The organism is Brevibacillus fluminis, from assembly GCF_052072235.1.
GTDB classification, from domain to species: Bacteria; Bacillota; Bacilli; order Brevibacillales; family Brevibacillaceae; genus Brevibacillus_D; species Brevibacillus_D fluminis_A.
On the sequence record NZ_CM125436.1, the window covers coordinates 2,929,226 to 2,951,250 of the forward strand.

Consider the following 22,025-nt stretch of genomic DNA (forward strand, 5'->3'; position numbering starts at 1 on the left):
GCAACCGTTCGCGCTTGGTCCGCGAAACGGTTTTAGCCTTGTTTTTTCAAAGCAACTGCGATTTGCGCCGCTACTTTTGCGTTATGTTTCACCAGCGCGATGTTGGTTTCCAACGATTTTCCGCCGGTAAGCTGTTTCACTTTATCCAGCAGGAACGGCGTAACGTTTTTGCCGGTAATGTTGTTTGCTTTCGCTTCATCCAGCGCACGCAAAATCACTTGTTCTATTTCATTGAAATCCATCGCCGCTTCTTGTGGCACCGGGTTGGCAATCACCGCTCCGCCTTTCAGGCCGAGGTTCCATTTTGTATGCAGCATCGCTGCCGCTTCTTCTGGCGTATCGACGCGGAAATCAACCGGGTTGCCGCTCTCGCGGGAGAAGAACGATGGGAACTCGGACGTTTGATAGCCTGCAACCGGCACCCCTTGCGTTTCCAAATATTCCAGCGTACGGCCGATATCGAGGATCGATTTGCAGCCAGCGCAGACGACAGCGACATTGGTGGAAGCAAGCTCCGTCAGGTCAGCCGATACGTCCCACGTCACTTCCCCTTCGCGATGCACGCCGCCGATTCCGCCGGTTGCGAACACTTCGATGCCTGCCAGTTCCGCGCCGATCATCGTTGCTGCTACGGTAGCGGCGCCGATTTTTCCGGAAGCCAGAATGTGCGGCAAGTCGCGGCGGCTCACTTTTGCCACCGATTTGTTCGTTGCGAATTCTTCCAGCTCGCTTTCGTTCAGGCCGATCTTGATTTTGCCGTCCAAAAAGCCGATCGTTGCCGGCACAGCGCCGTTGTCGCGGATGATTTGCTCCACTTCTTTCGCCATTTGGATATTTTGCGGATATGGCATACCGTGCGAGATGATCGTTGTTTCGAGCGCTACGATCGGCAAATTGTTGTCGAGCGCGTGGCGGACTTCATCGGTAAACGTCAGGTAGTGGTTATTCATGTGTAGTTCTCTCCTTTATGAATTGGTATAAGTGTTCCGACTTGAGCAGCGGGGAAACCGATTCGTTCGTCTGCAGCGTGAGCGCGGAGGCGGCCAAGCCCAGCCTGCAAGCTGTCGCGACCGATTCTCCTTCCGTTACGCCAAAAAGGAAGCCCGATGCGAATGCATCGCCAGCGCCTGTTACATCCACGACTTCAACAGGGTATGGTGCCAAAAGCTGGCTTTCCGTTTCCGTTGCGTAGTAGATTCCTTGCTCGCCCAAGGTGATGATGACGCTCTCGACGCCGCGTTCGCGAATTTTTTGGCAAGCGGCGGCGATGTCCGCTTCCGATTCGATTTTCATCCGGGCGAGAAGCTCCGCCTCTTCTTTATTGGGCAAAATCGCCTTGACCCCGTCGAGTCTCTCCGGCAGTTTCTGCGCTTTTGCCGAGGAAACCGGGTCAATGTACAGCGGGATGTTGTCTTCTTTGCATCGTTTGATCACATACTGCAGGCAATCCGCAGGAATGTTCGTATCGGCAAAAACCGCAGCGGATGCCGCGATGTGCGACCATTTATCCGCGAACATTTCCGGTGTCAGGCGATCGTAAATATCCATGTTTGCGAGCGAGACGACCATCTCGCCGTCGATATCGAGCAACGCGGTATAAGTTCCGGTCTGTTGGCCCGCGAGTACCCAAACCTGACTCACATCGACGCCATGCTTTTTCGTTTCTTCCAATACCCACGCACCTTCTTTGTCGTCACCGACACAGCTGATGAGTGAGGAATGGAAGCCGAGCCTGCCCAAATTTTCGGCGATGTTACGAGAGACGCCGCCGCAGGACTCGCTAATGTGCACCGGGTTGGAGGAATGCAGCTTGACCTTTTGTTTGCCGTGCGCTTTGCGGTCGAGGTTGGCGCCGCCGATGCATGTTAAGAGCCCCTCTTCCCGCAAAATGTAAGCACGTCCTTTTATTTCGCCGCGCTTGGTCAGGTTCGCGATGTAACCCGCCACCGCAGAGCGTGAAATCCCGATCAAATGAGCCAGCTCTTGCTGGGAAAGAAACGGGTTTTGTCGGATGTAATGGAGAATTTGTTTTTCTTTATCCATCTGGGTCCTCCTTCCTTCTCGACTTGCAAACAAAAGTTTATCACACAAACATTTGTTTAACAAGCGCTTTTTCCCTATCGTGTGGTTCCGTTCCGCTGATCAGGTTCAGTCCGGCTGCTTCGCCTTTCTCGCGACAAGCTGGAACACAAGCCGCAGCAGCGGAGGCACGACGAATAAAATAAAAAACGTTCGGAATAACTGATAACCGGCCACCAGCGGCAAATTCGCGTGAATCTCATGCGCGATGATGCCCATCTGGTCCATCCCGCCAGGGGCCAAGCCGAGCAACGCCGTCGCACCGGATACAGGCTGCAGCCTGGTCAGCAACAAGCTCAGCCCCCATGCACCGAGTACCAGCAAAAGTCCGTTGCCGACTGCCAGGCCGAGCGTGCGCGCCTTGTGTGCGAGCATGTCCGGCTTCAAAAGCAAGCCAACGTACGTACCGATCAAAAGCTGAGCGGCATCAACGGCAACTGGCGGAAGTAACGGTCCTTGCAGCGAAAACAGTTGCAGCGCCGCTGTCCCGAATGCCGGACCGAGCAAAAAAGCGGTCGGAAACTTGATTTTGTTCGCGACGATGGCACTGACGATGCAAACGATGGGAAACAATAGCCACTCGATCCCACTCCCCGTGGCAACGTGCTGCTTGACCGCCTCATGCGCCGCAGCCGTACCCCCTTGGCCAAACGGTGTATGGAAGACAATCAATGGCACACAAATGATGATGATCATCAGGCGGATGACTTGTGTCACGGTCACGACGGTGAGATTGACGCCCTCGGTTTCCTCGGCCAGCGTCACCACCTGTGTCAATCCCCCTGGAATGCTGCCCAAAAGCGCCGTTTTGTAATCCGTTCCCGACAGTTTTGCGATGAGTAAGGAGAGACCGGCGCAAAAGAGCAGCAGCGCGGTCGTCATCAGCAGCATGTACGGCAATTGCTGCGACATTCCTTGCAGTGCCGCGACTGTCAACGATTGCCCGATCGTATAGCCGACCACGATCATGCCTGCATTTCGCAAATAGCCCGGCCACTCATACCGCCCCTTGCTTACATTCGACCCGATCAATACGGCAATCATCGGCCCCAAAAGCCATGGAATCGGCGCGTGCAGCAGGTTGAATAGCGCCCCTGCTGCGACCGCTGTCACAAGCGTGAGCAAGATGCGTGAAGCGCGCCGATCCCTCAATCTTGGTGTAATCATCGTCTGACAAGTCCCCCATTCTCCCGATTCTTTCCAATGAATGTGCCGATTCTAGCACGTTTCAAAGGCATCCATCAACATCCGATTCACCGGTAAAGGTGCAAACAAAAGAGACACCCCATGTTTACGGGATGCCTCTGTTCCTGATGATTAACTGATGTGCTCGAACGGCTGCCCTTCTCGCGCGCCGCCTTTTATCGTAATCGAATCGTACTGTTCAGCCGAAATCAGGCTCGCATCGTCTTTCATCAATGCCCAATAGAGCAAGCCGGATATGATCAACCCGACGAACCACGCATTGTCCCAGATGATTCCGAGACCCGGCGTCCATTTGCAAATGACGAGCACGACGACGCCTGCCACGAGCGACCAGATCGCGTGTTTGTTGTAGCCGCTCGCATAGCTGTAGATTCCGTCCGTTTTGTACAGCTCGACCAGATGGAGACGGCGTTTGCGCACGAGCCAGTAATCGGCGATCGCGATGCCATCGATTGGACCAAGCAGGGCTGCGTAGTAACCGAGCCAGAGGAAAATGTAGTTCGAGAAGTTTTCCAAAATGTACCACGGCTGCATCAAGAGCGCGAAAAGACCGGTGATGATCGCGCCTGCGCCGAACGTGAACTTGCGAGGGGCAAGGTTTTCGATCGCACGGGCCGGGGCAACGATGTTGGCGGCGACGTTTGTCGTCAGTGTAGCAAGAACGATTCCAAACGTACCGAGGAAAATGGCAAACGGGCTGAATTTGGCAAGCAGTGCAGCAGGGTCCCAAATCGCTTCTCCGTATACGACGACGGTCGCGGACGCGACAGCTACCCCGATGAAGGAGAACAGACCCATTGTGGAAGGAAGGGAGACGGATTGACCGACGATTTGCGCTTTTTGGCTTTTCGCATACCGGCAAAAATCGGGGATATTCAATGCAAGGGTGGACCAGAAGGCGATCGCGCCGGTTAACGCAGGGAAGAAGATTTTCAGAAACTCGCCTGCGGTTGTGAATTTGGATGGAGCCGACAGCATGGGACCCCATCCGCCTGCGGCTGAGAACGCCCAGACGAGCAGCGCCAGGCTCATCACGATCAGTGCCGGAGCAGCCCAAAATTCCATGCGCTTGATCGCTTCCGGCCCGCGGTAGGCGATCCACACGTTCAAGGCCCAGAAGGCGATAAACGCGATCGGCAGGTGGCCTGGCACGTTCCCCCAGCCCGTCATCGCCATCAGAAGCGTATCGATGGAGGCACCGCCGAACCAGCAGTTGATCCCGAACCAGCCTGCGCCGATGACCGCGCGTGCGATCGACGGGATATGCGTGCCCTTGGAGCCAAACCAGATGCGGGCATATACCGGATACGGGATGCCAAACTTGGTGCCTGCATGCGAATTAAGCAAAATAGGGATAAGGACGATACAGTTCCCCAAAATGATGGTGCCCACGGCTTGCCACCAGTTCATGCCAAGCGAAATCAATCCGGCGGCCATCGAGTAGGCAGGCAGACAAATACACATCCCGATCCACAAGCTGGCATAGTTGTAGCCGGTCCAACTATGCTCCTCTTTTGTGGTTGGGCGCAAATCTTCATTCCATAACGGCGATCCTTTGGAAACATCGGTTCCATGATCCGTTAAGGTTACGATTCCGTTTTCCTCCAGCTGATACTTCATCGGTTCTCAACTCCTTGCCGATTCGTTTTTCAAGGCACAGCATGTTCCCCAGACGGTTACCCAGCGATGCGAGCGGTCGCTGCACACATTCCCCCTTTCAAAGGACATATGCGATCATGAGGAACGAACCGTGGAGTCTTCCCAATAAATGTAGCCGCATGTGATACAATGGATGACTTTTTGCGAGGAGTGCATATCTTTATAATCCGTGATGCTAAAATCGATTCCTTGGCAATTTTCGCATCTGTCTATGGGTACATCTTGCATTTCCATACCCGGCCCCTCCATTCAATATTTTCAGATTATTTTATTTATTCTCATTATAACGTTATATCCTGCTATTGCAATGATAATTTGTACAGTCTGTTATTAATATCAAAATAAATATTTTTACTGTTAAACACAGGAATATTTCATTGCGATTTAATTAAATTCACACGATATTTCCTGCATTCGCGCGCAAACATAAAAAAACTCTCCATCCGTTGACCGGCATAGAGAGTTTTTTCTTATCGATATTGGTTTTTTTGCTTATAGCGCTCCCGCAGCACTTGTACGCTGGCGTTTTTCAAATCATGGATGTCGAAGATGAAGTCGATCCGGATATCGCTGATCTGTGTACAGGGAAAATACGATATGTAATAGATGAACTCGTTGTTCACGTGATATTTGATCCCGTCATACTTCATCTGGAGCAAATACTCGCGCATGATCGCTCCTGTTTTTTCGACGCGGAGCATCGGTTCGGTGTGCCACATGTCATCCGGAAGATTGCCATCCGGGTATTTCCATTCCAACGCATCTTTGCGCAGGTCCGCTTCGTTGTAGTCGCGGTGCAGGATCATCGGATTGTCCAGCGTCAGCTGCTGGCTGATCACCGCCGCAAAATCGTTCTCGGTCTCTGCGTGGCAAAACGCGTACTGCGCCGCCATTTCCGTATCATGGACAAGGTAGATGCCTTCGCCAAAAACCGCCTTCGCTACAACGCCGTCCAGAAAATACCTCCGCTCCTCCCGTTCATATCGTTGCTTATTCACCACGTGCAGCGCCTCGTTGAAGGCGATTCCCCGGTACACGGTACTCATCACGTCCATCCCATCCTTTTTCAAATTGTCAGGTTGTCTCAATGTTTGTGATGATCTGCTTGAATTATCCATATTATCTTAAAATTTATCAGAAATTTCAAATACAAAAAACAGACAGCATGATCGCTGCCTGCTTTCGCCTTGACTTGTGATGGGATTCTGTTCGTCAAGAAACGCTCTTCTGCTGCAAAATGAGCACCGTTCCGAAATATTTGCGCGCATCTGCGGTCAAAATATGCAGCTGCTTCGTTTTGTCGAGATGGGACGGCGGGTTCGGGTGTTCAAACTCGACCACGGCGCCGCTCAAATTTTCCATCACTTTGGTGATTTTATAGCCCAGCGCGACCAGATCATCGATCCGCTCTTTTTCTTCGGCAAATTCCTGGTAAGCTGACATGCGCATTCCCCCCTTTTTACGGTAGCAGCTGAACCATCTTCTCATACGTTTCGGGGCGGCGGTCCCGGTAAAACTGCCATTGGTCCCGCACTTCCGCGATGAGATTGCGATCCATTTCACCGATGACCACTTCCGACTCGTTGCGCGAGCCCATCGCGGCAAAGTTGCCGCGCGGATCGACCAAATACGACTGACCGTAAAACTCCCCGAAATTCCACGGCGCTTCATACCCGACGCGGTTAATCGCGCCGAGGTAATAGCCGTTGGCGACCGCATGAGCCGGCTGCTCCAGCTTCCACAAATACTCCGACAAGCCTGCAATGGTGGCGGACGGGTTAAACACGATCTCCGCACCCGCAAGTCCTAACAGGCGCGCGCCCTCCGGAAAATGGCGGTCGTAGCAGATGTAGACCCCGATCGTCCCGTAAATTGTTTTAAAGACTGGGTAGCCGAGATTGCCCGGCTTGAAATAATATTTTTCCCAAAAACCATGCTGCGGGTTCGGTCCCGCTTGTACATGTGGAATATGGTTTTTGCGGTATTTGCCCAGATAGGTCCCGTCCGCATCGATGACGGCGGCGGTATTGTAATAGACGCCTTCCGCCGCTTTTTCATAAATTGGCAGTACCAGCACGATTCCATGCTGCTTGGCGACTTCCTTGAACAGCTGTGTCGTTGGCCCATCCGGCACAGCTTCCGCAGTCGCGTACCACTTCGGATTTTGCTCGGCGCAAAAGTAGGGTGTCGTAAACACCTCTTGCAGGCAAACGATCTTCGCGCCCTTGGCAGCGGCTTCGGCGATCAGGCTCAGGTGTTTTTCGATCGCATTATCGATATGTACCTGGCACGGCTCATCACCGCTCGTATCGTGCGAAGCCTGGATCAAACCGATTTTCACTTTGCTTACCATGTCACATCCTCCTGTTCATAAGCATGGATTACGCGTTCTCGTGGTTGTAGCGCTTCCGTTTCAAATATTGACCGTTGCCTGGCGTGCCCACGAATTGCTGCTCGCGGATGACGAACTCGCCGCGCGAAAGAACGGAGACGGGCGCGCCTGTGACACGCATGCCTTCAAACGGGTTGTAATCGACATTCATATGGTGTGTCTTGGCCGAAATCGTCCGTTCCTGATTCGGATCAAAGATGACGATGTCCGCATCCGATCCGATTGCGATCGTCCCTTTTTGCGGGAAGAGTCCAAACAGTTTGGCGCTGCGGGTCGAGACGATGTCGACGAACTGGTTTAGCGTAATGCGCCCTTTTTTCACGCCCTCCGAGAACAAAATCGGCAAGCGGTCCTCGATAATCGGCCCACCGTTCGGGATTTTGGAAAAGTCGCCGCGCCCAAGCTCTTTTTTGCCCACGAAATTGAAGGCGCAATGGTCGGAGCCGAGCGTCTGCAGCTGCCCGCTTTTCAAAGCGTTCCACAGCTCTTGCTGGTTCCACTTTTCGCGCAGCGGCGGCGACCAGACGTATTTGGCTCCTTCAAAATCCGGCTTTTCGAGGTATGTTTGGTCAAGCACGAGATATTGCGGGCACGTTTCGCCCCAAACGCGGTACCCTTTTTGCCGGGCTTCGGCAATTTTGGCCGCAGCATCCGCGCAAGATACGTGCACGACATAAAGCTGCGAGTCTGCCAGAGCCGTCAAGAGTGCCGCACGGCCGGTTGCCTCCGCCTCCGCCTCAGGCGGTCGGGTGAGCGCATGGTAGATCGGGTCGGTGTTGCCGTTTTGCAGCGCTTCCTGCACCAAGAGATCGATCACATCTCCGTTTTCCGCGTGAACCATGACCAATGCACCTTGCTCCTTCGCCGTTTTCAACGTACGGAACAAGACCGCATCTTCGGCCTGGAAGACATTTTTGTACGCCATGAACACTTTGAAGGACGTGATCCCTTCGTTTTCGATCACTTCCGGCAGCTCTTCCAACACGCTGTCGTTGATTTCCCCGATCATCAGATGGAAGCCGTAATCGATCACCGCTTTTCCTTCCGATTTGGCATGCCATGTCTGAATCGCGTTTTGCAGCGGCTCGCCTTTGTTCGTCAGGCAAAAGTCGATGATCGTCGTCGTACCGCCGAATGCCGCCGCAATCGTGCCGGTTCGGAAATCGTCATCGGTGACCGTACCGCCAAAGGGCATATCCAGATGCGTATGAGGATCGATGCCCCCTGGAAGGAGATAGCAGCCTTTCGCATCGATGACTTGCGCACCATCAACCGGCAGCTGCCGGCCGATTGCGGTGATCACGCCATTTTCGATGCTTACATCTGCCTGATACGTATCGGCAGCGGTGACAATAGTTCCGTTTATAATAAGTTTTTTCACAGGGGACGCCTCCTTTGGCTTTCGCTAGACTGTTTCCAAATCACATTTCACTGCGGAAATCGCTTTCTGGCGCTCATTCCAGGTCATCGGCTGGTCGCTGTATACTTCCACCATATCGATGGCACCATCGACCGGGCAGACGATCGAGCACAGGTTGCAGCCGACGCAATCTTCCTCGCGCACTTTCAGATAGGCTCCTTGTTCATCGGTGTGCCGCTCGATGCACTGGTGGGACGTATCTTCACAAGCGATGTGGCATTTGTTGCAGTTGATACAGGTGTCGCGGTTGATGCGGGCAACCGCCTTGTAGTTCAGATCGAGATCGCCCCAGTTGGAGTAGCGGCTGACCGATTTGCCGACCAGATCCATGACCGATGCAATGCCTTTTTCGTCAAGGTAGTTGTTCAGTCCGTCGATCATGTCTTCCACGATGCTGAACCCGTGATGCATCGCAGCGGTGCACACCTGCACGCCGGTCGCTCCCATCAGCAAAAATTCCGCCGCATCCCTCCAGTTGGAGATGCCGCCGATCCCGGAGATCGGCACGTTGATTTCCGGATGGCGCGCGCATTCGGCCACCATGTTGAGCGCGATCGGCTTGACCGCCGGACCGCAGTAGCCGCCATGCGCCCCTTTGCCTGCCACGTGCGGAACCGTGTTCCACGTATCCAGATCGACCCCCATCAAGCTGTTGATCGTATTGATCATGCTGATCGCATCGGCCCCGCCCTGCACCGCCGCGTAGGCCGTCGCCGTAATATCCGTAATGTTCGGGGTAAGCTTGACGATGACTGGCGTTTTCGCCGCTTCCTTTGCCCAGTAGGTTTGCTTTTCTACCAGCGCCGGCACTTGGCCCGATGCGGAACCCATGCCGCGCTCCGCCATCCCGTGCGGACAGCCGAAATTGAGTTCCAGCCCGTCGACGCCGACATCTTCCACCCGCTTGACGATCTCATGCCATTTTTCCTGCTTGGGCTCAACCATCAGCGAGGCGATGATCGTATGGTTGGGAAAGCGTTTCTTCGTTTCGAGAATTTCCTTCAGATTCACTTCCAGCGGCCGGTCGGTAATCAGCTCGATGTTGTTGAAGCCCGCTACCCGCTGGCCGTTGAACGTAAGCCCGGCAAAACGCGAGGAGACGTTGATGATCGGATCGCCCAGCGTTTTCCAGACAGCTCCGCCCCAGCCAGCCTCAAACGCGCGCTGCACCTGGTAGCCCGAGTTCGTCGGCGGCGCCGATGCAAGCCAGAACGGATTGGGCGATTGAATGCCTGCCAGATTGATGCGTAAATCAGCCATGATAACTCCTCCTTTGTGAATGCCCTCCGAATGCCTTACGCGCTCTCGCTTTCGACTTTTAACAATTGCTCATAGATGGCATATGCCGCTTGCTTGCCCTGCTCTGCCGCACTGACCACCATCGCTTCGCCCTGTCCGCCGCCAAAAATCACGTCGCCTGCGGCAAAAATTTTCGCATTTGAGGTCTGGTGTGTTTTTTGGTCGATCGTGACCACGCCATTTTTGTGCGCCAGGCCGAACGCCTCGATCAGCGAGTGGTGACGTGTTTGCCCGATCGCCTTGATCACCGCGTCCACGTCCATGGTGAATGCCGAGCCTTCCACCGGTTCAGGTCGGCGGCGTCCCGATGCATCCGGTTCGCCCAGTGCCATGCGGATGCATTCGAGCTGCGCTACATTGCCGTTTTCGTCCCCGATGATCCGGATCGGCTGCGTAAGCCAGCGGAACTCCACCCCATCCTGCTTGGCGAATTCATATTCGAACTCATACGCCGTCATTTCCGCCTCGGTGCGGCGGTACACCATTTTCACGTTGGTGGCGCCGAGCCGGACGGAACAGGTGGCAGCATCGATTGCGGTGTTGCCGGCACCGATCACGGCGACGCGCTTGCCGACAAATGACGTGTCGAGCGGACGTGTCTTGGTGTCCTCAACAAACCGGATCGCATCATAAACGCCTGCAAGCGCTTCCCCTTCGATCCCGAGCATCGGCACCGATGACATTCCAACCGCCAGCACGACGGCATCATAGGAATCGATCAGCTCCTGCGGCTCGATATCTCGTCCAACCATCACATTGGTGCGGATATCGACACCGAGCCCCTTGATTTGCTCCACTTCCCAGAGGGAAACTTCCTGTGGCAGCCGGAACGAGACGATGCCGTACGTGTCAAGCCCGCCGGCTTTTTCCTTCGCTTCGAACACGGTGACGGCAAAGCCCAGCCGCGCAAGCTCCCTTGCCGCCGACAGCCCTGCCGGTCCGCCGCCTACGATGGCGACCTTTTTGCCGTTCGGCTCTCCGGCTGTGAACAGCACAGGATTATTTTTTATCGCCCAATTCGTGGCATGGCGCTGCAAATCGCCGATCAAGATTGGCGCAGACGCGTCATTGAGCACGCAAGCGCCTTCGCACAGCTCTTCCGTCGGGCACACCCGCGAGCACGTCGCCCCGATCGGGTTGGACTCCAGGATGACGCGGGCGGCCCCTTTCAAATTGCCCGAAGCGATTTTTTTGATGAAGGACGGGATGTTGATGCCAGTCGGACAAGCCTTGATACAGGGTGCGTCATAGCAATACAGACATCGATTGGACTCATCCACCGCTTCCTTAGGTTTCAGATCAGGCTTTGCCTCGGCAAAATTCCGCTTGATATCCTCGACGGAAATGAATGCGCCAGAAATTGTGTTCATCCTCTGCCCCCTCCGCAAAAATGCTTGCTAAATATTTTTGCAATTCTGTATATTAAATGTATGTGATCAAAATAACGATGTCAACATTTTTGATTTCATTTTTTATATTTACATTTTTAACAAAAAAATCATCAAAGGATTGCAATGCGCTTACATTTTCAAAAGAGGATGTCATCAATCGCCTGTTTTCGCCTGTTTCATAGGACTTGCGCGCACTTTCTGCTATAATGAATAAAAACAAACGCGAATATCGTTGGATGATATGGAAAAAGAGAAGGGATCGCAGTGAAAAAAGAAGAGCTGCAAGCGGAAATTGCCGCATTGGAAAGCAAAATACAAGAATGCCAGAATCGACTCGCACATTTGTACCGCGAACGCGAGGAGCTGCTGAAGCAGGAAGTGGAACGCGAGCGCTACATTTCGTCCAAGGAGATCATCGATTTGATCTATGAACGCACCGGCAAGCAGAGCAACATGTCGATGATCAAGCGCTGGTCGGATGACGGACTGTTAGGGGAAGTCGTCGATGAAAAGGAGCTTTTTTGGGCGTTGCGATCAAAACAGGGGAAGAAGCGTTTTTTATATCAAAAAAAATATGTCTATGCTTTCCTCTATGAAAAAGGCTACCTCAAGCCAATGTTCGATGTACTCGATCGCGTAAGCCTAAAAGACGCCACAGCGGCAAGCGGCGTCGTCATCAACTCGCAGCTGCATGGCGATCAGTTTACGTATACGATTCAACTGGAAGACACCGGCCAGGTGCGGCAAAATGTCGAAGAAAAACAGATTACCTGGCTTTTGGAAGGAGTTTGAGTGGAGCATGAAAGTCAAAATCACCCTGGAAAACAACGCGTGCAATCAGGAAAAAGGCCGGCTCATCCGCGATGCCAATCGCGAGCTGGGGTATCCGCTGCACATTTCGTTTAGCGAGGACCTGACACGCATCGTGATGGAAGGCGAACATATTTATTTGCCTGACCGCGAGATGCTCTCGCCGGATCTTTCGGTGGAAGGCCAGCTGAAGGAAAAAGGCAAGGGCTACGAGATTTTTCCCAAAGACAAAGGCAAGACCGTCAACCTGCACTTGGACTCCGAGCTTGTCGCCGAGCTTGAGCAGATCAAGCAGCATTTTCATCACAAGACACAGCACGATGTTTTGCTCGAATTGTTCAAAAAAGGCATCGATCAATACAAAACGGAAAACAAGTAGCGCTTTTGGGCGAAACGCTTCTCGCGCTGTCATTTCCACGCCGATATTGGTTGCGCTGCCGCACAGTACGATCGTGTCAATTCCCCTGCGGCGCAGCTGCAGATCGAGATCCGTCCCGAACAAAGCGCCCCACTGCCGCTTTGTTCCTATCGCGCTTTTTTTCGTTCCTCGATCGCACGGTTCAATCTGGCGAGCAAAACGGCCAAATGCTCCGTGTCTTCCTCCGTCCAGTCTTCCAGAACCTCGGTATAGGCTTCCATGCGCTGTTCTTTTGCACGTTGCAAAGCGGCTTTTCCCTCCTCGGTAGTCTGGACGAGGCTGATGCGCGAATCTTTTTCATCCGGTAACCGGGCGATCAATCCTTTGTTCTCCATCGCGGCAACCTGCCGGCTGATCGTTGAAATATCAAGCCCAAACAGCTCGGCGATGCTGCCGATCGAGAGCGGACCGTTGGCGCAAAGCTGCTTCAGTAGCAAATAAGCCGACCGTTCGATTCCGTTTTTGCTGCCATCCAGCGTCCGCTTGTAGTCGGCTCGGCGCATGAGCACGGTCACTTCGTGTTCAATCTGTTCAATCGATTTCAGTTTCATCATCCCCCTCGCTCCTTCGCTTTATTCGATGGGACGTCTTAGCTGTGACACTTGCATTATACAACTTGTAACTTGCATGATACAACGATTAAATTTGTATGATGCAAGCATCATGGGAAAGTGCGCCAATCGCACTTTTTTATGTCGTTACGACCTTACATCGTTAGCCAAATCGAACGATCACGTGCCACAGCTGTTTGATCAGCTGGAACGACTCATCCGATGTTCCCCATTCGCGCCAAAGTCCCGGTGTCATATAAAGGGAAGCTGCGGCCACCCCTAGGTCTGCCGCGTCCAAAAAACCAGGCTTTTTAGCGAAATGCGTATCGATCCATGAGGCAAACGGCGGCATTGCGGGACCGCGGAAATCGTCCGGCACCGACGCCACGGCAAGACGAAAGCCCGGGTGCCAGCGCAGTTCGCAGCTGTGGGCGGCGCAAAGCCTCGCTAGCTACTCGCCGATCGCTGTGCCCTGGAAAGCGGGATCGGCGACGATTGCCGCGACGTCATCCGTTAGCCGGATCTGCCCATGAATTTGCGCTTCGATATAGTCGTCGAGTGCATGTCCGCGCACACCCGCTTTATCGCAGCCGTCTCCCTCACACCCAGCAAACCGCGCCAGTACGCCCTGCACACTCATGCCAGATGTGCCAAGGGCGTTGCCGTTCTGTTCCACCTCCCGCAAAAAGGCAGCGAGCAGCGGTTCGAATACGTCCATCGTTCCAATGCGAGTCGGCCCTGCATGGCTGTCCCCAAAGGTGAAGGTGCAGCGGCTTGTCAGGTGCGGTCTGAGGATGAGATAGCAGGAGCCGAAACGCGGCGATGCTCCGTCCGTATAATGGAGCACGTTGAGCGCACCGTATGTCGGGCGATCCGCTCCCTCCACTCCAGGCACATGATACGTACCGCCGAACAGCTCCTGTTCCCACCGATCGCGATCGCCCCCCCGGAAAAGCGGTTCGACTCCCATTGGTCACGCCGGTTACGAATTGGCTGCGATACGTGCCCTCGCGCAGCAGACCTTCAATCACCGTTCGTCCATCGGGCATGATCCGATCAGGATGGAAGTTGAGCGTGATCGGTGCCTGCGAAACGCGTTGTGCGATCGGCGCGACGTCGATGTCGCCCGAAACGTTGGCACGCGAAAAAATGTCACGCAGCTCGCCAAGTGCCTGAGCGCGCATAAGCTCGGCGCAGCTGCGTACATACCGAATCGCCCCCGCTTGGGCAGCGGTCAAATGGTTTTGACTACCACTTTGCTTGCTCGTTCATCGTAAGCCTCCTCCTTTAACGCTCCAGGTTACCGGCAGGCTTGATCCACAGTTTGCAGAAATCAATCCAGCCGAACGAATCAAGCTTGACTCCATTGAGGGATCGATGATAGCTTGGCGTTCGTTTCATATGGACCCCGTATAGCATCCACAGCTCGTCTTTGAGCAGCTGTTCGATCCGATCGAACACGTCCGCTCGGTCTTTCTCTGCCTGCAAAAGAACGAAATCGTGCAGATAGGTGTCGATCAGCGCACGCTGGCTTTCGTTCAAGAATCGGAAAAACGCGGTTCCCTCGTCTTTGAACAGGCGGAGCATCCCCCATTCGATATCGTTCTCCAGCACTTCGCCGGACAGCATCATATCCGCATCCTCCACCGCGCCCGCATCCAAAAACGTGGTGATGCAGAGCGGATGCAGGCTGAGTGTAAGCCCGACGGCCGCACAGCGTTCTTGCAGCCATGTGGCGTCGCTGTTTTCATCGCGTTTATCGTAGTAATACAAGCGCAGCGTCTCACCCTGATAGCCGCTTTCCGCCAACAATGCGCGTGCCTGTTCCAGCGATTGCTCCACGAACAGCGTCTGGCTGCTTTTCTCCGGCAAAAAGCTGTCCGCTGGCAGATGGCGGGTTCCCTTCAAGTCGCGAATGAGGGCGAGACGGTCGTATACGATCCGCATGGCCTGCCGAAATTTGAGCTGGTGCTGGATTCCCGATTTTTTGAAATTGAAAATGAGATAGCGGCAGCCCTGCTCCCGATATTCAACGTATTCCTCCTGATCCGCTTGCTCCGCATGGGCATCGTCCGCCAATGGGAGCATGTAGTGCCGCTCATCCCGCGCCCGCTCCGGCATATACCAGGACTCGACCCGATCCAGCAGCGCGCGGTGTCCGAAATAGTCGTCAAACGCTTCCAACACCAGCACCTGCTCCGAATTTTCCTTCATCCGGAACGGACCGGTGCCGATGATGGCCCGCTCGTCGAATGCCACGTCATGCGGCAGGATCGACATCGTAACAGAGGACATGTAATGGAGGAAAAAACGGTTCGGCTGCCGCAAATGGAAGGTGATGATCGTATCCGACACCACTTCGATCCGCTCGATGTCCTCGTACTGCCAGCGGGATGTCGAGTGTACCTTGCGAATGCGCTCCAGCGTATCCTGCACATCTTTTGCGGTCAAGACGCGGCCGTGATGGAACCGGACCGCTTTGCGCAAATAAAAGGTCCATCGGCTCCCTTCCGCGTTGCTTTCCCACGCATGCGCAATGGAAGGTAAAAAGCGTTTCTTGGCCGGATCGAACACGAGCAGCGTATCGCAGATTTGCTCCAGGAAGTAGGCTTCCGTTGCCGAAAAGACGAAAGCGGGGTCGAGTGTCGCCAGTTTGCGCCCGCGCGTGACGCGCAGTACATCCCGCCTGCTTGACGGCGTTTCCTCCACCTGAAAGCCGAATTGCGTGTCCAGCAAAACGCGCAAACGCTCGCGGGTGGCTTGCGGCATCGCTTTGTGCGCCATCAGCTCAATCGCCTCTTTCATCCGCCCTTTCGCCAAGAGTTCGCGAAAATACTCGTCAATCACCTCATCGAACTCACGCAAAATCGTCATGTGCGACGGATTGCCCCGGCCAACCCCGGCTGTCCATGCGACCAGCCCCTCCTCGACCAGCTTGCGCATGATCAGCTTGACGTTGCGCGTCGTGCAAAACAGCATATCGGCAAGCGTTTCAACCGTAATCGCAACGGTGCTGCCTTTATGCGGCGGGCTGGGCAGGGATAACAGGATGGTGAGGTAGTGCTCCTTGCATTTCATCTCGTTCGCTCCTAAAAGGTGAAGTCTGTTTCTAAATACTACCCTTTTTCTTCTCCTTTTTCTAGCTACAATGGAACATAACGTTAGGAGGAGGTAATGGATGGATTTTTTTCAGCTTCACCCCAACATACGGATTCGAATCGTCACTTCATTTTTGACCAGAGCCGTGGGCACGATGATCTTTCCCTTCATGGCCATCTATTTCGCCGAAAAGCTAGGCAAGGGGCTCGCCGGCATTTTGCTGCTCACAACGATCATCGCACAGATTCTGACCAGCTTTTATGGCGGTTATTTGGCGGATCGCTATGGCCGCAAAATCGTGATGGTGTACGCGCAAATCGCGCTCGTCATGTCGTTTGCCCTGATGTGCCTGGCCAATTCGCCGCTCTTAGATTCCGCGTGGCTGACGTTTGCGATGATGCTTTTGCAAAGCATCTGCAACGGCATGATCAATCCAGCCGCCGATGCCATGCTCATCGATGTGAGCACAAAGGAAAACCGCACGTTTATGTACAGCATCAGCTACTGGTCGACGAACCTTTCCATCGCCATCGGCGCCTTGTTTGGGGGCTTGTTTTTCGCCTCTCACCGGTTTACGCTTTTTCTGTTGCTGACTGCAATCAGCCTCATCACACTCATGCTGCTTGTCTTTTTCGTGCAAGAAACCTATCGCAGGCAGCCCGATTTGATACGCCCAACGAACCAGCCCGGGATATTGTGCGGCGTCTGGCAAAACTATGTCTCCGTCATGGGGGATCGCCGGTTCATGCTGTACAGCTTGGGCGGACTGCTGTTCATCGCATTGGAATTCCAGACGCCGAACTATGTCGCAGTGCGGCTTCAGCAGGAATTCATCCCCCAGCATCTGTCCCTGTTTGATTGGGGCTCGATCGAAATGACCGGCATCAAGGTGCTCAGCATGATGCAGATGGAAAATACCATTTTGGTCGTCTGTGTATCGCTGTTGGTCACCCATGTCATCAAAAAATACAAGGATACACCTGTCTTGTACAGCGGGATTTTCATGTATACGATCGGCTACTCCATCATCAGCTACAGCAACACGCTCTGGCTGATCGCCGCCGCGATGCTCGTCGCGACCATCGGTGAATTGATGCATGTGCCAGTCCGGCAATCGTACCTGGCCGAAATCGTCAAGGACGAGGCGCGAAGCTCTTACATGGCGGTAAACGGGCTGGTCAATCAGGTTGCCAAAGCCTTGGGAGCATTAGGCATCAGTGCAGGCGCATTCCTTTCGAGCGAAACGATGACCGCTCTCCTGCTTTTGATGGGGCTCGCCGGCTTGCTATTGACCCGCTCCGTGATCGCGAGCCTGAAGCGGGAGAAACGCGAAAAATTGCGAGAGATGGCGACGACGCTGCAAACATGATTTCATGATAGACGAAAGAGAGGTTGCAACAATGGTTTTTCGGATACAGGAGATGGATGAGAGAAACGCGCGGATGATCGCCGCATGGCACTACCCGCCACCATACGACTTTTATAATCTTGGCAGCAGTCCGGAAGCGGTCGCGGAAATGCTGGAACACGACTACTACACGATCTATACGGAGGACAACGAGTTATTGGGCTTCTACTGTCTCGGTCCATCGGCGCAAGTGCCGGCAGGCCATCAATCTGATGCCTACGCAGCTGACACTCCCACCATCGACATCGGGATCGGGATGCGCCCGGATTTGACGGGCAAAGGGTTCGGCTTTGAATTTTTCTCCATCGTGCTGGGTGCGGTAAAGGAAGCGCATCCACATGCATCGGTCCGGCTCACGGTTGCCTCCTTTAACAAGCGGGCCATCCGTCTGTACGAAAACTGCGGATTTGCCAAAACAGCCGAATTCACAAGCCCGCGAACACAGTTTGTGACGATGACGCTTGCCGCACCTGTCCCTTGCACCCACTCATCCCGCAAGTAATGGAAAAAACAAGTTCCCGCAAAAACGAAGGACGCGCTTGCCGCCAATCGTTATGTGCGGGAACGTTTGGTTATCGTATAAGAATTTATAAGTGCTCGCGCTTATAAATTCTGGAGCGGAAGACGGAGTACCTCAGCGTTACTTCCAGCATAGGGATCGGTAAAAACTTCCAAAGGCCGAAGGAGCTGCTTCTCGAAAGGACTTCTGAAAGAAGTTTTTCCTATTGATCGATGTTTTTGCTGCCCGGAAGTCCTTTCGCTCCCAATGTCGGGAGTACGGTTTGCAGGTTCTGGATGACCGACAAGACTTGCTGCGCTCTGTTTACATGATTCAAAATGTCCATCATACTCAGATTGGGCATCGAAAATGGAAGCAAACCTCGCCGTTCTCTGCGTGGCGCAGACTCGCGCGCAAATTCTTTCTGGTATTGTTTCACCAATTCCGGTTGCCGTGAAATCTGTTTGGTTCGCATATTTTTGGTGGTGCGGAGCCACTTGACGAATTCTGGCGACAGCTGTTCCCGGCTTGCTGCAGGCTGTTTTGGCACAAGCATCCCTCCTTTCGCAACGTGCGCATCGGCTCGCGATGTGATCAGTCGCGGCCCTCAAAAAAGCGAGAACGCACGCATCTGCACATATCCCACTGTATGTACGCGAGCCGTGGAAAGGGTTAGGCGGTTTGCTTAATCGCTTGCCCATTTTATGATGTACGGCCATGCCGCTAGTTGGCAGCTTTCTGCGAGGAAGCGGTACGGTTTCGGCTGGCGAGCCGGAGCGCGACCATCCCGGTGACATGGGGAGCTGCCATGGACGTGCCGCTCAGCTTTTTGAACCGATTGCCCGGCCAGGTGGACAAAATATCGACGCCTGGCGCTGTCTGGTTCAAACCTGCGCCCCGCGAGCTGAAGTCGGCGAGCCTCCCGTTTTCATTGAGCGCCCCGACTGCAATCACCTGGGAATAGCGGGCAGGGTACTCGACCGCTTTTCCGTTGTTGCCCGCTGACGCCACCATGATGATATTGTGGGAAGCTGCTTTTTGGATCATGCGATGCAAGGCTTCGCTCGGCTGCGGCATGCCAAAGCTCATATTGATCACCTGCATCTTGTTTTTGATCGACCAGTCGATCCCGCGCAAAATGTTCGTGAGGCTAGCCTTCCCATCTGGGCCGAATGCCTTCACATCGTACAGCTCCGCTTCCGGGCTCACGCCGACGATGCCTCTGTGATTGAGCGAGGAAGCGATGATGCCTGCGACATGCGTGCCATGTCCATTGATGCCGCCACCTGCAATGCGCACCCCGCCTTTCACGCGATCCCGCAGCTCAAAATGCTTGCGAGCGATTCCCGTATCGATCACCGCGATGCGCACGCCTGCCCCTTTTCCATTCCGCCACAGCCGATCTCCCCCCAAGTAACTGACCCCCCAGGGGATGTCGTCGGTTTCAGCTGCATGCACGCTCACCGTCACGTTTTCTTCCACCGCCGGCGCATATTTCATGAAATGGCTCCGGTGCTTTTCAAACAAACTGGCCGGCAGGCAAACCGTCGAAATGTCTTCGTACGTATGCCAGAGGCGATGCGCGTTCGGGGTATTGATTTTGGTTTGCAAAGCTTTCAGGACACTGGGGAAAGAGAGGTTTTTGCGAAACGTAAGAATTTTCATGCTGGTTCCTCCCATTTTTTCTTCGAGCATCGGATGAAAGGCTGGGGTATTGTATGCGGGGACAGAACGGCATGGCTTGGGTGGCTACCTACCAGCGTGAAATTAGGCCCTTTCAAGAGAAAAAAGGCCGGGATACCCGGCCTTCAGCCCTATTCCGTTATGCTTGCAGACGATTCCGAATCTCCAAAACAAGCCGCTCCTGCTCATCAGCAGGCACTCGTTCGCAAAGTCTGGCGGCCATAATCGGCAAAAACCACGCTTCCATCTCGCTCTCACGCTCTTTTTCTGCAGCAAAGTATGCTCGTTGATACTCCGCCACGAAACGCTCCCGAATCGCCATGATTCCCGCTTTCACCGAGTCCGGAAGATTCGGCGGCAGCGCGGCGTATTTGAGGATGACGATCGTGCGCGCCACATCTGCAAGCGCATTGCCGGACACGGCTGTCATCCAGTCGAGAATGACCGGCCCGCCCGCCGTGTACAAAATGTTGTCGGGATGAAAATCCATATGACACAATTGGTCTTGTACCGGCAACTGATCAAGATACGTTGCTACCGCCTCTTTTTCATCGGCTGTCAACGGTTCGGCAACATGCAGGTTGCGTTTCAAAATCGCCTGAAGGCTCGGCAGGTTCTCCGCTTTTGCCTGATGGACCCGGCGGTGCAGCGCAGCGAACTCGTTTGCCAGCTGCGTCACGGCTTCCGGCTGATGAATCAGCCGCTCGATCAAACTCGTTCCGTCAACCCGCTCATACACAATGCCAAGACGACCTTCCGCCTCAACCTTGCCGAATGTGCGCGGGACCGGCAGGTTGGCACCCATTACCGCCTCATGCGCGAGAAACTCCTGGTCGATCAGAAACGAGGGCACCTCCGGCTTAAACAGCTTGAGGACGTTGCCCCCCTCCCATATGTATACATCCGCGGTTTTTCCACTTCCGATGTGCTGTCCTGCCATTCGATACGAAACCCCTTCCCAAGACTTTTCTACCCGGGCTTTTTCCCCCCGCGTTCTACTAGATTGTACCGCGCCGTTTCGCAGAAGAAAATCCTCTCTTTGCTTTTTTTTGGTATTTTGGCAGGAGCGGCGGGCAACAATAATCTGCATGATCGAAGTGATCTTTTTGGTAAGAGGGGCAAACAGATGCAAAGCGAGCTGAATCAAGAATTGCTGCAAAACGTCTGGGAAGAAATCATCCACAAAACCAAGCAGTCCAAAAACAACCGACTCTATCATTATACGAATGTGAACGGATTGCTCGGAATCATCAAAGACCGCGGCTTCTGGGTCTCCAAAGCGGATTTTTTGAACGACAGTGAAGAAATCATTTACATCAACCGGATTCTCGACGGCGTTTTTGACAAATTCCAGACGATGGTGGAAGCCCAATTCACCGAAGATGAGACGAGCCGCCACCTATGGGCGATGTATCTGAAAGTCATGCGCGAGGTGCGGGATCGGATCGACTATTCCGGTGAGGAGCTGGAAATCTTCGTTTTATCGATGTCCGAAAACCTGGATTCGCTGACGCTCTGGTATAACTATGCCAGCGGGGACGGATACTGTGTCGGCCTCGACACCCTTGAATTCATTTCCGCTTTCTCGGTGGACAACGGGATTCTTCACGACGACCTGTATTGTGTGATCGGCGAGGTCGTTTACGAACGGTCCGAACAGGAGGAACAGCTGCTCACGTCCTTTTTGAAGCTGTTCTCGTTCGTGAAAGCGCACCTGTATCAAATCGCCGAGCTGGAAAAAACGTTGTTTCTCGGCATCGTCGCAACCATCATCGGACACTCGATTTTTTTCAAGGACGCGAATTTTGCCAACGAGGAAGAGTTTCGTTTGGCCTTCATCAGCAAAGACCTCGCCAATCAAGTCAAATTCCGCGGCCGGCGCGGCGTCGTCATGCCTTACATCGATTTTCAGTTCAAGGACAAGCTCCCGCTGCGGCACATCGTGATCGGGCCGCGCAACAACAGCGACATCGCCAAAAAAGGCGTCACCTACTTTCTGAAAAAAAGCGGATACGACCTGGAGCAGATTCAGGTGGATTACTCGTCGGTTCCGCTGCGGTATTGAGCAGATGGCGTTTCGTGATAATCCTCGTGATTTTTTCAAAGAATAA

20 protein-coding genes and 3 pseudogenes are annotated in these 22,025 nt (G+C 53.9%); 5 read left to right on the plus strand and 18 right to left on the minus strand.

From position 1 onward, the window contains the following. Positions 1-32 precede the first annotated feature (32 nt). The 10 genes from ACTID9_RS14530 to ACTID9_RS14575 form a co-directional block, all read right to left on the minus strand. Positions 33-950 (minus strand): pseudouridine-5'-phosphate glycosidase, encoded by a 918-nt coding sequence (locus ACTID9_RS14530; RefSeq protein ID WP_441072304.1) that lies wholly within the window; start codon positions 948-950, stop codon positions 33-35. Beyond that, positions 943-2,043, minus strand: coding sequence for a carbohydrate kinase (locus tag ACTID9_RS14535; RefSeq protein ID WP_441072306.1), 1,101 nt, complete (start codon positions 2,041-2,043; stop codon positions 943-945). Before ACTID9_RS14535 ends, ACTID9_RS14530 begins: the two co-directional genes overlap by 8 nt. Positions 2,044-2,148: 105 nt before the next feature. Further along, complete coding sequence (locus tag ACTID9_RS14540) at positions 2,149-3,246, minus strand: AbrB family transcriptional regulator (protein ID WP_441072308.1); 1,098 nt, start codon at positions 3,244-3,246, stop codon at positions 2,149-2,151. A 150-nt stretch (positions 3,247-3,396) separates the two neighbouring features. Beyond that, positions 3,397-4,905 carry an NCS1 family nucleobase:cation symporter-1 gene (locus tag ACTID9_RS14545; RefSeq protein WP_441072310.1) on the minus strand — a complete coding sequence of 503 codons (1,509 nt, stop codon included), beginning with the start codon at positions 4,903-4,905 and terminating at the stop codon, positions 3,397-3,399. Between the two features lie 509 nt (positions 4,906-5,414). Beyond that, a complete protein-coding gene (locus ACTID9_RS14550; protein ID WP_441072312.1) occupies positions 5,415-5,993 on the minus strand; it encodes a hypothetical protein in 579 nt (192 codons plus the stop codon). A 163-nt stretch (positions 5,994-6,156) separates the two neighbouring features. Then, positions 6,157-6,387 carry a hypothetical protein gene (locus ACTID9_RS14555; protein ID WP_441072314.1) on the minus strand — a complete coding sequence of 77 codons (231 nt, stop codon included), beginning with the start codon at positions 6,385-6,387 and terminating at the stop codon, positions 6,157-6,159. 16 nt (positions 6,388-6,403) lie between these two features. Continuing rightward, positions 6,404-7,297, minus strand: coding sequence for a nitrilase-related carbon-nitrogen hydrolase (locus ACTID9_RS14560; protein ID WP_441072316.1), 894 nt, complete (start codon positions 7,295-7,297; stop codon positions 6,404-6,406). Positions 7,298-7,325: 28 nt separating this feature from the next. After that, positions 7,326-8,717, minus strand: coding sequence for a dihydropyrimidinase (hydA, locus tag ACTID9_RS14565; RefSeq protein WP_441072318.1), 1,392 nt, complete (start codon positions 8,715-8,717; stop codon positions 7,326-7,328). Positions 8,718-8,741: 24 nt separating this feature from the next. Beyond that, complete coding sequence (gene preA, locus ACTID9_RS14570; RefSeq protein WP_441072320.1) at positions 8,742-10,016, minus strand: NAD-dependent dihydropyrimidine dehydrogenase subunit PreA; 1,275 nt, start codon at positions 10,014-10,016, stop codon at positions 8,742-8,744. A 35-nt stretch (positions 10,017-10,051) separates the two neighbouring features. Then, complete coding sequence (locus ACTID9_RS14575; RefSeq protein ID WP_441072322.1) at positions 10,052-11,425, minus strand: NAD(P)-dependent oxidoreductase; 1,374 nt, start codon at positions 11,423-11,425, stop codon at positions 10,052-10,054. A gap of 285 nt (positions 11,426-11,710) precedes the next feature. Here ACTID9_RS14575 and ACTID9_RS14580 point away from each other — a divergent pair, with 285 nt between their 5' ends. Then, a complete protein-coding gene (locus tag ACTID9_RS14580) occupies positions 11,711-12,238 on the plus strand; it encodes a hypothetical protein (protein ID WP_441072324.1) in 528 nt (175 codons plus the stop codon). 7 nt (positions 12,239-12,245) lie between these two features. Beyond that, positions 12,246-12,635, plus strand: coding sequence for a hypothetical protein (locus ACTID9_RS14585; protein WP_441072326.1), 390 nt, complete (start codon positions 12,246-12,248; stop codon positions 12,633-12,635). A gap of 9 nt (positions 12,636-12,644) precedes the next feature. Here ACTID9_RS14585 and ACTID9_RS14590 read toward each other — a convergent pair. From ACTID9_RS14590 to ACTID9_RS14610, 5 genes and pseudogenes are all read right to left on the minus strand, one after another. Further along, a pseudogene (locus tag ACTID9_RS14590) lies at positions 12,645-12,779 on the minus strand (isochorismatase family protein); the annotation flags it as partial. Between the two features lie 2 nt (positions 12,780-12,781). Further along, positions 12,782-13,228 carry a MarR family winged helix-turn-helix transcriptional regulator gene (locus ACTID9_RS14595; RefSeq protein ID WP_441072327.1) on the minus strand — a complete coding sequence of 149 codons (447 nt, stop codon included), beginning with the start codon at positions 13,226-13,228 and terminating at the stop codon, positions 12,782-12,784. A gap of 160 nt (positions 13,229-13,388) precedes the next feature. Continuing rightward, a pseudogene (locus ACTID9_RS14600) lies at positions 13,389-14,195 on the minus strand (DUF3626 domain-containing protein). A 28-nt stretch (positions 14,196-14,223) separates the two neighbouring features. Beyond that, positions 14,224-14,409: pseudogene (locus tag ACTID9_RS14605) on the minus strand (DUF3626 domain-containing protein); the annotation flags it as partial. A gap of 103 nt (positions 14,410-14,512) precedes the next feature. Then, a complete protein-coding gene (locus ACTID9_RS14610; protein WP_441072329.1) occupies positions 14,513-16,303 on the minus strand; it encodes an ABC transporter substrate-binding protein in 1,791 nt (596 codons plus the stop codon). 100 nt (positions 16,304-16,403) lie between these two features. On the opposite strand from ACTID9_RS14610, the gene ACTID9_RS14615 reads away from it, so the two are divergent. Both ACTID9_RS14615 and ACTID9_RS14620 read left to right on the plus strand, forming a co-directional pair. Continuing rightward, positions 16,404-17,693, plus strand: a complete 1,290-nt coding sequence (locus ACTID9_RS14615) for an MDR family MFS transporter (protein ID WP_441065020.1) — start codon at positions 16,404-16,406, stop codon at positions 17,691-17,693. A gap of 31 nt (positions 17,694-17,724) precedes the next feature. Beyond that, positions 17,725-18,234 carry a GNAT family N-acetyltransferase gene (locus ACTID9_RS14620; protein WP_441065021.1) on the plus strand — a complete coding sequence of 170 codons (510 nt, stop codon included), beginning with the start codon at positions 17,725-17,727 and terminating at the stop codon, positions 18,232-18,234. Between the two features lie 220 nt (positions 18,235-18,454). On the opposite strand, the gene ACTID9_RS14625 is transcribed toward ACTID9_RS14620, so the two are convergent. The 3 genes from ACTID9_RS14625 to ACTID9_RS14635 all read right to left on the minus strand — a co-directional run bounded on the left by ACTID9_RS14625 (position 18,455) and on the right by ACTID9_RS14635 (position 20,854). After that, positions 18,455-18,781, minus strand: a complete 327-nt coding sequence (locus ACTID9_RS14625) for a hypothetical protein (RefSeq protein ID WP_441065022.1) — start codon at positions 18,779-18,781, stop codon at positions 18,455-18,457. Positions 18,782-18,954: 173 nt separating this feature from the next. Next, entirely contained in the window at positions 18,955-19,896 is a 942-nt protein-coding gene (locus ACTID9_RS14630) for a S8 family peptidase (RefSeq protein WP_441065023.1), read from the minus strand. Between the two features lie 157 nt (positions 19,897-20,053). Then, positions 20,054-20,854 (minus strand): phosphotransferase family protein, encoded by an 801-nt coding sequence (locus ACTID9_RS14635; RefSeq protein ID WP_441065024.1) that lies wholly within the window; start codon positions 20,852-20,854, stop codon positions 20,054-20,056. Positions 20,855-21,040: 186 nt separating this feature from the next. Here ACTID9_RS14635 and ACTID9_RS14640 point away from each other — a divergent pair, with 186 nt between their 5' ends. Further along, positions 21,041-21,979: a DUF2971 domain-containing protein gene (locus ACTID9_RS14640; RefSeq protein ID WP_441065025.1), complete on the plus strand. Its 939-nt coding sequence runs from the start codon at positions 21,041-21,043 to the stop codon at positions 21,977-21,979. Positions 21,980-22,025 lie beyond the last annotated feature (46 nt).

Coding starts and splice junctions, on each gene's coding strand:
- ACTID9_RS14595 (WP_441072327.1), bottom strand. CDS start 13,228: ATGATGAAACTGAAATCGATTGAACAGATTGAACACGAAGTGACCGTG.
- preA (WP_441072320.1), bottom strand. CDS start 10,016: ATGGCTGATTTACGCATCAATCTGGCAGGCATTCAATCGCCCAATCCG.
- ACTID9_RS14555 (WP_441072314.1), bottom strand. CDS start 6,387: ATGTCAGCTTACCAGGAATTTGCCGAAGAAAAAGAGCGGATCGATGAT.
- ACTID9_RS14540 (WP_441072308.1), bottom strand. CDS start 3,246: ATGATTACACCAAGATTGAGGGATCGGCGCGCTTCACGCATCTTGCTC.
- ACTID9_RS14640 (WP_441065025.1), top strand. CDS start 21,041: ATGCAAAGCGAGCTGAATCAAGAATTGCTGCAAAACGTCTGGGAAGAA.
- ACTID9_RS14615 (WP_441065020.1), top strand. CDS start 16,404: ATGGATTTTTTTCAGCTTCACCCCAACATACGGATTCGAATCGTCACT.
- ACTID9_RS14585 (WP_441072326.1), top strand. CDS start 12,246: ATGAAAGTCAAAATCACCCTGGAAAACAACGCGTGCAATCAGGAAAAA.
- ACTID9_RS14560 (WP_441072316.1), bottom strand. CDS start 7,297: ATGGTAAGCAAAGTGAAAATCGGTTTGATCCAGGCTTCGCACGATACG.
- ACTID9_RS14575 (WP_441072322.1), bottom strand. CDS start 11,425: ATGAACACAATTTCTGGCGCATTCATTTCCGTCGAGGATATCAAGCGG.
- ACTID9_RS14530 (WP_441072304.1), bottom strand. CDS start 950: ATGAATAACCACTACCTGACGTTTACCGATGAAGTCCGCCACGCGCTC.
- ACTID9_RS14610 (WP_441072329.1), bottom strand. CDS start 16,303: ATGAAATGCAAGGAGCACTACCTCACCATCCTGTTATCCCTGCCCAGC.
- ACTID9_RS14545 (WP_441072310.1), bottom strand. CDS start 4,905: ATGAAGTATCAGCTGGAGGAAAACGGAATCGTAACCTTAACGGATCAT.
- ACTID9_RS14535 (WP_441072306.1), bottom strand. CDS start 2,043: ATGGATAAAGAAAAACAAATTCTCCATTACATCCGACAAAACCCGTTT.
- ACTID9_RS14635 (WP_441065024.1), bottom strand. CDS start 20,854: ATGGCAGGACAGCACATCGGAAGTGGAAAAACCGCGGATGTATACATA.
- ACTID9_RS14630 (WP_441065023.1), bottom strand. CDS start 19,896: ATGAAAATTCTTACGTTTCGCAAAAACCTCTCTTTCCCCAGTGTCCTG.
- ACTID9_RS14620 (WP_441065021.1), top strand. CDS start 17,725: ATGGTTTTTCGGATACAGGAGATGGATGAGAGAAACGCGCGGATGATC.